The 11,969-nt window shown below is 65.4% G+C and carries 11 protein-coding genes and 1 riboswitch; of the genes, 4 read left to right on the forward strand and 7 right to left on the reverse strand.

Annotated features, from left to right (window positions below; translation table 11 throughout):
* Positions 1-52: 52 nt before the first annotated feature.
* The 7 genes from lnt to JNB89_RS06380 form a co-directional block, all read right to left on the reverse strand.
* Positions 53-1,780: an apolipoprotein N-acyltransferase gene (gene lnt, locus JNB89_RS06350; RefSeq protein WP_220361677.1), complete on the reverse strand. Its 1,728-nt coding sequence runs from the start codon at positions 1,778-1,780 to the stop codon at positions 53-55.
* A gap of 70 nt (positions 1,781-1,850) precedes the next feature.
* The gene (locus JNB89_RS06355; protein WP_013340447.1) at positions 1,851-2,744 is read right to left on the reverse strand and encodes an HlyC/CorC family transporter; all 894 of its coding nucleotides are present in this window, start codon (positions 2,742-2,744) and stop codon (positions 1,851-1,853) included.
* A gap of 272 nt (positions 2,745-3,016) precedes the next feature.
* Positions 3,017-3,733: a gamma-glutamylcyclotransferase gene (locus tag JNB89_RS06360; protein ID WP_220361678.1), complete on the reverse strand. Its 717-nt coding sequence runs from the start codon at positions 3,731-3,733 to the stop codon at positions 3,017-3,019.
* Between the two features lie 19 nt (positions 3,734-3,752).
* Entirely contained in the window at positions 3,753-4,214 is a 462-nt protein-coding gene (gene ybeY, locus JNB89_RS06365) for an rRNA maturation RNase YbeY (RefSeq protein ID WP_013340445.1), read from the reverse strand.
* A 60-nt stretch (positions 4,215-4,274) separates the two neighbouring features.
* Positions 4,275-5,348: a PhoH family protein gene (locus tag JNB89_RS06370; RefSeq protein WP_013340444.1), complete on the reverse strand. Its 1,074-nt coding sequence runs from the start codon at positions 5,346-5,348 to the stop codon at positions 4,275-4,277.
* Between the two features lie 102 nt (positions 5,349-5,450).
* Positions 5,451-6,836 (reverse strand): tRNA (N6-isopentenyl adenosine(37)-C2)-methylthiotransferase MiaB, encoded by a 1,386-nt coding sequence (gene miaB / locus JNB89_RS06375; RefSeq protein ID WP_220361679.1) that lies wholly within the window; start codon positions 6,834-6,836, stop codon positions 5,451-5,453.
* Positions 6,837-7,147: 311 nt separating this feature from the next.
* Complete coding sequence (locus JNB89_RS06380; RefSeq protein WP_220361680.1) at positions 7,148-8,131, reverse strand: LysR family transcriptional regulator; 984 nt, start codon at positions 8,129-8,131, stop codon at positions 7,148-7,150.
* A gap of 117 nt (positions 8,132-8,248) precedes the next feature.
* Here JNB89_RS06380 and JNB89_RS06385 point away from each other — a divergent pair, with 117 nt between their 5' ends.
* The 4 genes from JNB89_RS06385 (at position 8,249) to ribB (ending at position 11,877) form a co-directional block, all read left to right on the forward strand.
* Complete coding sequence (locus JNB89_RS06385) at positions 8,249-8,653, forward strand: VOC family protein (RefSeq protein WP_220361681.1); 405 nt, start codon at positions 8,249-8,251, stop codon at positions 8,651-8,653.
* A 16-nt stretch (positions 8,654-8,669) separates the two neighbouring features.
* The gene (locus tag JNB89_RS06390) at positions 8,670-9,860 is read left to right on the forward strand and encodes an MFS transporter (RefSeq protein WP_220361682.1); all 1,191 of its coding nucleotides are present in this window, start codon (positions 8,670-8,672) and stop codon (positions 9,858-9,860) included.
* 141 nt (positions 9,861-10,001) lie between these two features.
* Complete coding sequence (locus tag JNB89_RS06395) at positions 10,002-10,691, forward strand: helix-turn-helix domain-containing protein (RefSeq protein ID WP_220361683.1); 690 nt, start codon at positions 10,002-10,004, stop codon at positions 10,689-10,691.
* A 129-nt stretch (positions 10,692-10,820) separates the two neighbouring features.
* Positions 10,821-11,005: riboswitch (FMN riboswitch) on the forward strand.
* A 155-nt stretch (positions 11,006-11,160) separates the two neighbouring features.
* Positions 11,161-11,877: a 3,4-dihydroxy-2-butanone-4-phosphate synthase gene (gene ribB, locus JNB89_RS06400; protein ID WP_220361684.1), complete on the forward strand. Its 717-nt coding sequence runs from the start codon at positions 11,161-11,163 to the stop codon at positions 11,875-11,877.
* Positions 11,878-11,969: the final 92 nt, after the last annotated feature.

Genomic DNA, 11,969 nt, shown 5'->3' on the forward strand with positions numbered 1-11,969 from the left:
GCTGTCGGTTTATCGCCGCAGCGCGCGTTTTTCATTGCGGCCCTGGTGCTGTTTATTCAGCGCCGTTTGCAGCTTTGCCGTTTTTGCGACGCGTAATGCCGGGCCCGAATGCAAAGCCGAAGGCCAGCAGCAACAGGGAAACGGCGAGCACCGTGTTATTGCCGCTCGTCACATAAGGCGTGCGGCCGGCCGTGCCTTGCACGGTGACGTCCAGCGAGCCGATGGTGTACGGCGTGAGCTTGCCGAGCACTTTGCCGTTGGCGTCGATTGCTGCCGTCATGCCGGTGTTGGTCGCGCGCAGCATCGGGCGGCCGGTTTCGAGCGAGCGCATGCGCGCGATCTGCAGATGCTGGTCGAGCGCAATGGTGTCGCCGAACCATGCGAGGTTCGTCGAGTTGATCAGCACGCCAGCCGGGGTGTCGCTTTCGCGCAGGGTTCGCGCAATCTCCTCACCGAAAATATCTTCGTAGCAGATGTCTACCGCAACCGGCTGGTTATGCACGACGAACGGCTTTTGCACTGGGCCGCCGCGCGCGAAATCGCCGAGCGGAATGTTCATCAGGTTGACGAACCAGCGAAAGCCCCACGGCACGAATTCGCCGAACGGCACGAGGTGATGCTTGTCGTAGCGGTACACGTCGCGCGTGCCCGGCGTGACGCCAAACAGGCTGTTGGTGTAGTCCACCACGCGGCCTTCGGGCGTCACCGAGCCGCCAATCGCGCCGAACAGGATCGCGCTGCCCGTCGAGTCCGCGAAGTTGCGCACGGCAGTCGCGAACGGCAGCGGCAACTGCTGCGCGAGCACCGGAATGGCGGTTTCGGGCGTGACGATCAGATCGGCCGGTTTCGACGTGATCATCTGCTGATACTGGTCGATGGCGGCGCGCACGCCTGCTTCCTCGAACTTCATCTCCTGCTTGACGTCGCCTTGCAAGAGACGCACGGCGAGCGGCGCGTTCGCCGGCACCGTCCAGGTGGCGAGCGGCAGCAGCAGGCCGGCGGCGATCAGTGCGAGCGCGATGCCGCCCGGCAGCGCAACCTGTGCAGCATGGCCACGCTTCGCGGCGCCGTTCGGCGCCGTATCGGCGGATCCGCGCGACCCGCGCAGTGTCCCGACGAGCGGAACCAGCGCCTGCACGAGCAGCGCGGCCGCGAGCGCCAGCACCCAGCCGACGCCATAGACGCCGGCAAGCGGCGCGAACCCGGCGAATGGGCCGTCCACTTGCGCGTAACCGCTCGCGAGCCACGGAAAGCCGGTGAATACCGTGCCGCGCAGCCATTCGCCGACCGCCCACGCGCTCGCGAACGCGAGCGCCCCATGCCAGGTCGGTGAAAACGGCAGGTCGTCCGTGGCCTTGCCGTTGCGCGCGTGACCGGCGCAAAACGACCAGACGCCGGCGGCCAAAGCGGGATACAGCGCGAGATACAACGAAAACAGCACGAGCGCCGTGCCGGCAAGCGGCGCGGGCATGCCGCCGTAATAGTGCATGCTCACGTAGAGCCACCACACGCCGGTCACGAAGTTGCCAAAGCCAAACGCGCCGCCGGTGAGCGCGGCGCTTTTCCAGCCGGTGGTGCGCATGAGCCACGCGAACAGGAACACGAACACGGCCACCTCGAGCCAGCCGCCGTGCGGCGTGGGCGCAAAAGACAAGGTGTTGAGCGCGCCCGCCGCCAGCGCGACGAGGTAATGCCAGCGAGGCAGAGTACGCGCGCGCGCGGCTTGCGCGGCGGACGCGCTCACGCCGCGGCGCGAAGAGGAAGTAATCGGGTCGGCCATTGTTGCGCGGTCGGCGTGAGATGTGGCGGGTGGAAGAAACTCGGGCCAAAGCCCTGCGGCGGTGCGCCGCTCAGCTCTGCACGTGCTGCGCCTCGCGCTCGCGCTGACCGGCAAGCGGATCGCGCCGCACGAGCAGCATGTGAATCTGGCGCGCGTCGCCGCGCAGAATTTCGAAGATCAGATCGTCGATACGAACCTTCTCGCCCCGGTGCGGCACGCGCCCGAAGTGATGCGTGACGAGTCCGCCGATGGTATCCACTTCTTCGTCTGAATATTCCGTGCCGAATGCCTCGTTGAACTGCTCGATTTCGGTCAGCGCGCGCACGCGGAAGCGTCCGTCCGGCGAGGCGATGATGTTGCCGCTTTCCTCGTCGAAATCGTATTCGTCCTCGATGTCGCCGACGATCTGCTCGAGCACGTCCTCGATCGTAATCAGGCCGGCCACGCCGCCGTATTCGTCGACCACCACCGCGAGGTGATTGCGGTTCACGCGAAAGTCGTGCAGCAGCACGTTCAGGCGCTTGGACTCGGGGATGAACACGGCCGGCCGCAACATGCCGCGCACGTCGAACTCTTCTTCGGCGTAGTAGCGCAGCAGATCTTTCGCGAGCAGCACGCCAATCACGTTGTCGCGGTTGCCTTCGTAGACCGGATAGCGCGAATGCGCTTTTTCCAGCACGTAGGGGATGAATTCGGCGGGACTGTCCGCAATGTTGATCGCGTCCATTTGCGCGCGCGGCACCATGATGTCGCGCGCGCTCAGTTCGGAGACCTGGAATACGCCTTCGATCATCGACAGCGAGTCGGCGTCGATCAGGTTGCGCTCGTGCGCGTCCTGCAGGATTTCCAGTAGTTCGGCGCGCGAGTCGGGCTCGGGCGAGATGAAATCGGTCAGACGCTCGAGCAGCGAGCGTTTTTCGTGAGGTTTGTCGGTATGGCGTCGACTGGGATACGTGTCGTTCATGGTAGTGCGCCCGGCAAGACTGGGCGCGCTGTTGCGGAGCATTAAGGATACACCAGGCACATGGCGGGACCGTGTCCCACCCGGCCGGGCGATGAATGAAAAGGCTGACGCCGGAGCGCCGCAAGACGCGGGCCTTGGGTCAATCGTAACTGATTACGCAGTGAAAAGCGTTGCCAGGAAAAAATGGCGAAGCAAAAGAGGCGCTATCCGACCCGAGTTCCAGATGCGGCCTGCGGGCCTTGCTGCGGCCCTTTTGCCGCGGTACAGCGTGTTTATTTGCTGGCTTGCGGCTGCGCGACAGGCGGCGCGGCGCCGGCTGTGTCCGGGTCGGGATGGCCTGCGCCGCAGCGCTCCAGCAGCGCCTCCAGCGCGCGGTCGGGCATGCCGCTTTCGCGCAGCGCGTGCACCGTGCGGCTCACGTAATCGAGCGTGGTGCCATAGCGGCCGCACGCACAGCCGAACACGGTTCTAATGATGTCGTCGCCGAGCTTGCCGGTGTAGGTCGGCACGTCGCGGCGCATCACGAACGCGAGCGCGTCGACGCGCCGGCCGTCGGCGAGCACGCAAGGCAGCCACGCGGGCCGGTATGACCCCATCGCCATTTCGCGACGCCACAGCGCTTCGAGGTGCGGCATCGCGCCTTGCGCCGCGAGGCGAAACGCAATGCCCGTGCACGAGCCGCCGCGATCCAGCGCCAGCACCAGCCCCGGCACCTCGGGCGTGCCGCGATTCACGCGCGACCACAGGTACAGGCCGCGGTGGTATCCATGCACTTTCGAGCGCATCGCTTCGACAGTAGGCAGGCCCGGATTCCAGATCAGCGAGCCATAGCCGAACAGCCACAAGTCGCTGCGCCGGTCCCAGTCGCGCAGCGTGCATTCGAGCGACGCGCGCAGTTCCTCGTCCGTCAGGAGCCGCGACTCGCCGAGTGCGGGCGGGTAGTCCGGGCACGGGGTTCGGCCATCGTCGTCGGAGGCAAAGGTGCTCACGGTTCAGTCCGGGCGGCGGTTAGCGATAAGGGTCGGCAAAGCCCAGTTTGCCAAGAATCTCGGTTTCGAGCGCTTCCATTTCCTCGGCTTCTTCTTCGGCTTCGTGGTCGTAGCCTTGTGCATGGAGCGTGCCGTGCACCAGCAGATGCGCGTAATGAGCGACGAGCGGCTTGCCCTGCTCGGCGGCTTCCTTCTCCACCACCGGGCAGCACAGAATCAGGTCGCCCGTCACCGGATCGTCTTCGGATTCCGCGTACGCGAAAGTCAACACGTTGGTCGAATAATCCTTGCCGCGATACGTGCGGTTCAAGGTGCGGCCTTCTTCGGCGTCGACGAAACGCACGGTCAGCTCGCCGTCGGCGAAAAGCGCGGCCTTGATCCAGCCGGCCACCGTGGCGCGCGGCAGCAGCGCCTTGTGTTCAGGCCACGCCTTGGCGGCGGGAAATTGCAGATTCAGCGTCAGTTTCGGTGCGCGGCTCATCTTGTTCGATGTTTCAGGCGAAGTGTGGTCCGGCGGCAGGTGCCCACGGTCGAGGCGGATTCACCGGGAATCCGCCGGGCTCGCGGTTTTCTGCGAATGCGCGTCGTACGCCTCCACGATTCGCGCGACGAGCGGATGCCGCACCACGTCCGCGCTCGTGAAGCGCGTGAGCGCAATGCCGCGCACGTCCGAGAGCACCTGCTGCGCTTCGATGAGCCCGCTCTTGTGGCCGCGCGGCAGATCGACCTGGGTCGTGTCGCCGGTCACCACCGCTTTCGAGCCGAAGCCGATGCGCGTCAGGAACATCTTCATCTGTTCGGGCGTGGTGTTTTGCGCCTCGTCAAGAATGATGAACGCGTGGTTCAGCGTGCGGCCGCGCATGTACGCGAGCGGCGCGATTTCGATCATCTGCCGCTCGAACATCTTCGCGGTCTTGTCGAAGCCGAGCAGATCGTACAGCGCGTCATACAGCGGACGCAGGTACGGATCGACTTTCTGCGCGAGATCGCCCGGCAAAAAGCCGAGCCGTTCGCCGGCTTCAACGGCCGGGCGTGTCAGCACGATGCGCTTGACCTGATCGCGCTCGAGCGCGTCCACCGCGCAGGCAACCGCGAGATAGGTCTTGCCGGTGCCGGCGGGGCCCACGCCGAAGGTGACGTCGTGCGAGACGATCTGCTTCAGATACTCGCGCTGCGCCGGGGTGCGGCCGCGCAGATCGGCGCGCCGCGTATACAGCTTGGGGCCGAGTTCCTCGAGGTCGTCGTCGCCGCTGTCGGCGGGTTGGTCGAATGGGTGGTCGGGATTGCCGGGAAAGCCCGGCTCGCCCGCTTCGTCGCCATTGCCGTTCCCGTTCGTGCGATGCCGCGCCGGGTGCCGCACTTCGACGAGCGCAAGCTGAATGTCGTCGACCGACAGCGGATCGCGCGCGTTGTTGTAGAAGTTTTCGAGCGCCGTGAGCGCGAGTTTCGCGCCGCGCCCGCGGATGGTAATGCGGTGTCCGCGGCGTTGCAGCGTCACGTCGAGCGCCTGCTCGATTTGCCGCAGGTTTTCGTCGAGCGGTCCGCAGAGGTTGGCAAGCCGCGCATTGTCGTCGCGCGGAGCGGTGAATTCCAGATGCGGCTGAGTGGTTTTCAAGGCGATGAGTCGATCCTGTCGGTTTCAGTACGCGGGCGGCGGCGCGGGCCTGTGAGCCGTTTTGCGCGGCGCCGCGCGCCTGCGTCGATGTGAGTTGGGCAGTCAGTGGGTGGTGGCGCTCGCGCCGTCCTCTGCATGGTCGTGCACCAGCACGAGCTCGCCACGCAGCGAATGTGGGTACGCCTTGACGATTTTCACGTCGACCATCTGACCGATCAGCCGTGCATGCGAGGCCACCGGCGCCGGAAAGTTGACCACGCGGTTGTTCTCCGTGCGGCCCGCGAGCTCGTTCGGATCCTTGCGCGCCGGGCGTTCCACCAGAATGCGCTCGACCTTGCCGACCATCGAATCGCTGATGCGCTGCACGTTTTCTTCGATGGTCGCCTGCAGATGCTGAAGGCGCTTTAACTTCACCTCGCGCGGCGTGTCGTCGGGCAGGTTGGCAGCCGGCGTGCCCGGACGCGGACTGTAGATGAACGAGAAGCTGGTGTCGTACTTCATCTCATGTACGAGCGCCATCATCTTGTCGAAATCTTCTTCCGTCTCGCCTGGGAATCCGACGATCATGTCCGTGGAAAGGGACAGGTCCGGGCGAATTGCCCGCAGCTTGCGGATCACCGACTTGTATTCGAGCACCGTGTAACCGCGCTTCATCGCCATCAGGATGCGGTCGGAGCCGTGCTGCACCGGCAGATGCAGGTGGCTCACGAGCTTCGGCACCTTCGCGTAAGTGTCGATCAGGCGCTGCGTGAATTCTTTCGGGTGCGACGTGGTGTAGCGAATGCGCTCGATGCCCGGAATCTCGGCGACGTATTCGATCAGCGTCGCAAAGTCGGCGATTTCCGACGAGCCAAGCGTGAGCGCGCCACGGAACGCGTTCACGTTCTGACCCAGCAGCGTCACTTCCCGCACGCCCTGATCGGCGAGGCCGGCGATTTCCGTCAGCACGTCGTCGAGCGGACGCGACACTTCTTCGCCGCGCGTGTACGGCACTACGCAATAGCTGCAGTACTTGCTGCAACCTTCCATGATCGAGACGAACGCGCTCGGCCCTTCCACGCGCGCAGGCGGCAGATGGTCGAACTTTTCGATCTCGGGAAACGTGATGTCGACCTGCGCGCGGCCGCTCGCGCGGCGCTTGTCGATCATTTGCGGCAGACGGTGCAGTGTTTGCGGCCCGAATACCAGATCGACGTACGGCGCGCGCGCGACGATCGACGCGCCTTCCTGGCTCGCCACGCAACCGCCCACGCCAATGATGAGATCGGGATTCGCTTCCTTGAGCTCGCGCACGCGGCCAAGGTCGGAGAACACTTTTTCCTGTGCTTTCTCGCGCACGGAGCAGGTGTTGAACAGGATCACGTCCGCGTCTTCGGGCGTGTCGGTCTTCACGAGGCCTTCCGCCGCGCCGAGTACGTCGACCATCTTGTCGGAGTCGTACTCGTTCATCTGGCAGCCAAAGGTCTTTACATAAACTTTCTTGGTCATCGAATTTCGCCGGTCGCAGTGGTTAACCTGGGGGCGCGGTAAAAGGGTGAAGGAGAGGCGAGAGCGTGCGGGATGTCTGCGGGACGGCGCTTCGGGGCGCTGGTGCGCCGCTGGTTTTGCGCCCGCTTCGGGCCTGCGTCGGCCCATTTTGGGCCCATTTTGGTCCGCCCGGGTCCGCTCGGGCCCGCACCGGCCGCCTTTGATTGCTTCGTGTGGCATCTGGCGCATTGAGTCGCGCTTTCAGCCGATTGCGGCGGCCCGCCCGGCCGTGAACGGATGCTGCTCGCGCACGCTTGCCGTGTAGCGCAATATTATAGCCCTTCACCGCCGAAGGCTTCGTCCACCGCTTGCGCGCGAGGCGGCTCTGGCGGCAAGCCAAGCAGGCGCTCCAGTTCGTCTGACACGTGCGCAAAGCGCTCGCTCAGAAAATCCAGCAGCACGCGCACGCGCGGCGCCATGAAGCGGTTACGGTGGTAGAGCGCGTGCAGCGGCGCGTCGGGATAGCGCCAGTCGGGCAGCAGGATCTTCAGGCCGTCGGAGCGCAAATCCGCCTCCACATCCCACATCGACTTGACCGCGATGCCGTAGCCGCGCAGCGCCCATTCGCGCGCGACGGCGCCGTCGTTGGTCTGCCGCGCGGTTTCGAGCGGCACCGTGTAGTGCTGCACTTCGTCGCCGCGCGTAAAACGCCATTCGTTGACGGGGCCAGAGCCGGTGCTGAGCACGATGCAATCGAAATTGGCGAGGTCGTTCGGGTCTTTCGGCTCGCCCTTGCGCGCGATGTATTCCGGCGACGCGCACAACACGCGCCGGTTGCGCGCGAGCTTGCGGGCGACGAGCGAGCTGTCCTGCGGCACGCCGAAGCGGATTGCAAGGTCGATATCTTCCTGCACGAGGTTCGTCAGCGAGTCGGATAGCGTCAACGCAAAAGTCACTTCCGGGTACAGCGCGTTGAATTCGTCGAGCCAGTGCATCAGCAGATTGCGCCCGAAGTCCGAGGTGGCCGACACTCGCACCTTGCCGCGCACCACGCCTTGCCCGGCCTGCAGTGCGGCTTTGGCGTCATCGAGCGATTGCAGCGCCTGGCGGCAGCAGTTCAGGTAGAGCCGCCCTTCGTCGGTGAGCCGCAACTGGCGGGTGGTGCGCTCGAATAGCCGCGCCTTCAGGCCGGCTTCGAGCTTGGCGAGGCGCGCGCTGGCGGCGGCGGGCGTGAGTCCCATCCTGCGGCCCGCGGCGGACAGGCTGCCCTGCTGCGCAGCCTCCACGAAAAGGCGGATGTCGCCGAGGTTATCCATAGCGAATTTCAAACGGCATTTGAAAATGCTTCAAATGCTACGCCAATTATCAAATGCTCGCCGCGCCCGCACAATTCGGCTCTTAAAAACGATGCGGCCCCACAGCCGCCGGAAATCATGCAGTTGGATCACGCGACCGTAGTGACAGCGGATCTCGAGACGGCCCGCCGCTTTTTCGTCCATGTCGCCGGTTTGACCGAGGGCGCGCGGCCGCCGTTTTCGGTCGCAGGGTACTGGCTTTATGCCGACGGACGGCCGGTGGTGCATCTGGTCGAGGCGACAGCGCCGTCCGCAGGCGGGTCGCTTCGCACGGCGCCGCGCATCGACCACATCGCGTTCCGTCTGGACAGCGCCGCCGAATGGCAGGCGCTGCTCGACCGCCTGAACGCGAGCGGCGTCGGCTACCAGACAGCACGAGTGCCGCCGATGGGGCCGCAAGAGGCGGCCATGCAGATTTTTGTCGCGCTGGCGCCGGGCGTCGTCGTCGAATTCGTGACGGCGCTGCATCACGCTCAACCGTAAAACCTGGAGAACCATCATGCCTATTCCATTACTCGCGCTCGCGATCAGCGCCTTCGCTATCGGGACCACCGAGTTCGTGATCATGGGCCTGTTGCCGGAGGTCGCGCGCGATCTCGCGGTGTCGATTCCGTCGGCGGGATTGCTGGTGAGCGGCTATGCGCTCGGCGTCGCGGTCGGCGCGCCGCTGCTCGCAGTCGTCACGAGCCGGATGCCGCGCAAGCTCGCGCTGCAGTTGCTGATGGGAGTGTTCATCGTCGGCAATACGCTGTGCGCGATCGCGTCGAGCTATTCGCTGCTGATGGTCGCGCGCGTGGTGACCTCGTTTGCGCACGGCTCGTTTTTCGGCATCGGCGCCGTAGTGGCCGCGTCGCTCGTGCCCGCGGAAAAACGCGCGAGCGCGATTGCGCTGATGTTCACCGGGCTCACGCTTGCCAACGTGCTCGGGGTGCCGTTCGGTACGTTCGTCGGCCAGGAGTTCGGCTGGCGGACCGCGTTCTGGATTGTCAGCGCGTTCGGCGTGCTCTCGCTTGCCGGTGTGACGGCGCTCGTGCCGAACCGCCACGACGCCGGTCCCGCCGGACTCGGCCACGAAGTGCGCGTGCTGAAGGACCCCCAAGTATGGACCGCCCTCGCGATGACGGTGCTCGGTTTCGGCGGCGTGTTCGTCGTCTTCACCTATATCGCGCCGATTCTCGAGCAGGTGAGCGGCTTCTCGCCGCGCGGCGTTACGCTCATTCTCGTGCTGTTCGGCGTGGGCTTGACGATCGGCAACACGGTCGGCGGCAAGCTCGCGGACCGCGCGTTGATGCCTTCGCTGATGGGCATTCTCGTCGCGCTCGCCGTGGTGATGGCGCTCTTCGCTCGCACCAGCCATTCGCAGGTTGCCGCGGCCCTGACGGTTTTCGTGTGGGGCATTGCCGCGTTCGCTACCGTGCCGCCGTTGCAGATGCGCGTGGTCGAGAAGGCGGCAAAGGCGCCCAATCTTGCGTCGACGTTGAACATCGGCGCCTTCAACGTGGGCAATGCGGGCGGCGCGTGGCTCGGCGGGCTCGTCATCGATCATGGTCATTCGCTCGATACGTTGCCGTGGGTCGCCGCGGCGGTAAGCGTCGCCGCCTTGCTGCTGACGTGGTTTGCCTCGCGCATGGACACACCGCTCGGCCGGGCAAGCGCGCAGCGTGACGTGCAAGTGCGCGAGCGCGCCTAGCGGCATGCGGAGCCTCGCAGGAAGGCATCTGCAATGCTGATAACAGTGTGAAGATAACTTCGTTGGGCGCAGCGGGGTGCGATGCTATCTTGCTTCCAGTCACTGCTTGCGCGCCGCTTGCCGGCGCTTCTGGAGGCAATCATGCATTCCCCGCTTGCTCTGGTTCGCGATCCTACGGCTGATGCGGATGCGCCGCCGCGTGTCGCCGAACCTTTCGATGCACTCGAACATCTGGTTGGCGTGAACCTCGCGCGTTTGCGCGCGGAGCGCCAGTTGTCGCTCGACGCTCTTGCGCGAGCATCCGGCGTATCGCGCGCGATGCTCGCGCAGATCGAGTCGGCGCGCAGCGTGCCGTCCATCAAGGTGCTCTGCAAGGTAGCGGCCGCGCTGAGGGTCTCGGTTGCCGCCTTCCTGCGCCGCCACGCGACCAACGGCTTCGAGCATTTGCCGGCGGAGCGCTCGTCGCGCATCGTCAGTTCGAACGGGCGCTATTCTGCCCGGCCGCTCTATCCGGACAACGAACCCACTGCCGCCGAATTCCACGAACTGCGCATTGCGCCGTTGCATACGGAAGCCGGCGTGCGCCGCGCGCCGGGCACGACGGTCAACCTTGTGGTCAGCGAGGGTACGCTCGAAGTCAGCGTGCACGACCAGCGCCAGTTGCTGGCAACGGGCGATGCGATCGTCTTCGACGCCGATCAGCCGCACAGCCTGCGCAATCCCGGCGACACCGAAGCTCGCGCGTTTCGCGTGACGCTAAAGGCAGAGACGCCGCCGCGCTGGGATGTGCCCGCGCCGCAAGACCCGGCGCGCGCAGCGGCACCGGTCTGAGCGTATCGGCTGCGGCAGTTTCGCCGCGACGGGGGCGCGCGAGTGTCAATCCCGTCCGGCCAGTAGGGGTTGCACTGCGGTTCGCGCGCCGCTGTTGTATGCTTGGCTCGCCGGTTCGTCCGGCAATCAGTGCGTCTTCAGGGCGGGGCGGAATTCCCCACCGGCGGTATGCCGGCAGCGCGAAAGCGCAGGCCGGCGAGCCCGCGAGCGCCCGCAGTGAGGCGGTTTTCTGCAAATCGAAAGCCGCCGCGGGGTCAGCAGATCTGGTGCGAAGCCAGAGCCGACGGTCACAGTCCGGATGGAAGAAGATGTGCAGATAGTCATATTCGTTCCCGTTGCATCGCCTGCCGGTTCGGGGCGGTGCGCGAACGCCGCTTCCGTCGCGAGGCGGCGCTTCACGGCGCGTCTTTGCCTGTTTGCAATGCCCTGAAACGTTTCTCGCCCAACTTTTGCGATGAGCGTTTCAACCATGTCTTTTGCAACTTTTCCTGCCCCTTCGACGATTGCGGACGACGCTTTCGCCGATCTCCCGCTGCTCGCCACCGAACCCGTGCCGCCGCGTATCGCTGCTGCGCTGCAGGCCATGCGCGAGGGCCGCGCCGTCGTGCTGCAGGACGATGACGACCGTGAAAACGAAGCCGATCTGATCGTATCGGCCGAACGGCTTTCCGTCGAAACCATGGCGCTGCTGATTCGCGAATGCAGCGGCATTGTGTGCCTGTGCCTGCCGGACGCGAAAATACGCGCGCTCGAACTTCCGCCGATGGTAGTCAACAACGAGAGCCGTCACGGCACCGCGTTCACGGTGTCGATCGAGGCACGCGAGGGCGTGACCACTGGCGTGTCGGCTCTCGACCGCGTGACGACGATTCGAGCCGCGATTGCCGATACGGCGAAACCGGCGGACATCGTCAGGCCCGGCCACGTGTTCCCGCTGCGCGCGATGCCCGGCGGCGTGCTGGCGCGCCGCGGACACACCGAAGGCACGGTGGATCTGGCGATTCTCGCGGGGCTCAAGCCCGCCGGTGTGCTGTGCGAGTTGATGAACGCGGACGGCACCATGACGCGCGGCGCCGATGTCGAGCGCTTTGCCGCGCAACACAATTTGCCGATGCTAACGATTGCGGAACTGGTGGAGTTTCGTCAGGCGTTGGCGCAGGCGCGCGAATGCGTCGAAGAGGCTTGAGAACACGGTTCGAGGCGCTGCTCATGCGCGGCGCCTGACAGGCGTTCGCGACGCGGCAGGTGATGCTTGAAGCACGAGGCCCGCTGCATGCA

The sequence above is a fragment of the Paraburkholderia phenoliruptrix genome, assembly GCF_019511605.1.
GTDB lineage: Bacteria > Pseudomonadota > Gammaproteobacteria > Burkholderiales > Burkholderiaceae > Paraburkholderia > Paraburkholderia phenoliruptrix_A.

Coding starts and splice junctions, on each gene's coding strand:
- lnt (WP_220361677.1), bottom strand. CDS start 1,780: ATGGCCGACCCGATTACTTCCTCTTCGCGCCGCGGCGTGAGCGCGTCC.
- JNB89_RS06355 (WP_013340447.1), bottom strand. CDS start 2,744: ATGAACGACACGTATCCCAGTCGACGCCATACCGACAAACCTCACGAA.
- ybeY (WP_013340445.1), bottom strand. CDS start 4,214: ATGAGCCGCGCACCGAAACTGACGCTGAATCTGCAATTTCCCGCCGCC.
- miaB (WP_220361679.1), bottom strand. CDS start 6,836: ATGACCAAGAAAGTTTATGTAAAGACCTTTGGCTGCCAGATGAACGAG.
- JNB89_RS06380 (WP_220361680.1), bottom strand. CDS start 8,131: ATGGATAACCTCGGCGACATCCGCCTTTTCGTGGAGGCTGCGCAGCAG.
- JNB89_RS06385 (WP_220361681.1), top strand. CDS start 8,249: ATGCAGTTGGATCACGCGACCGTAGTGACAGCGGATCTCGAGACGGCC.
- JNB89_RS06390 (WP_220361682.1), top strand. CDS start 8,670: ATGCCTATTCCATTACTCGCGCTCGCGATCAGCGCCTTCGCTATCGGG.
- JNB89_RS06395 (WP_220361683.1), top strand. CDS start 10,002: ATGCATTCCCCGCTTGCTCTGGTTCGCGATCCTACGGCTGATGCGGAT.
- ribB (WP_220361684.1), top strand. CDS start 11,161: ATGTCTTTTGCAACTTTTCCTGCCCCTTCGACGATTGCGGACGACGCT.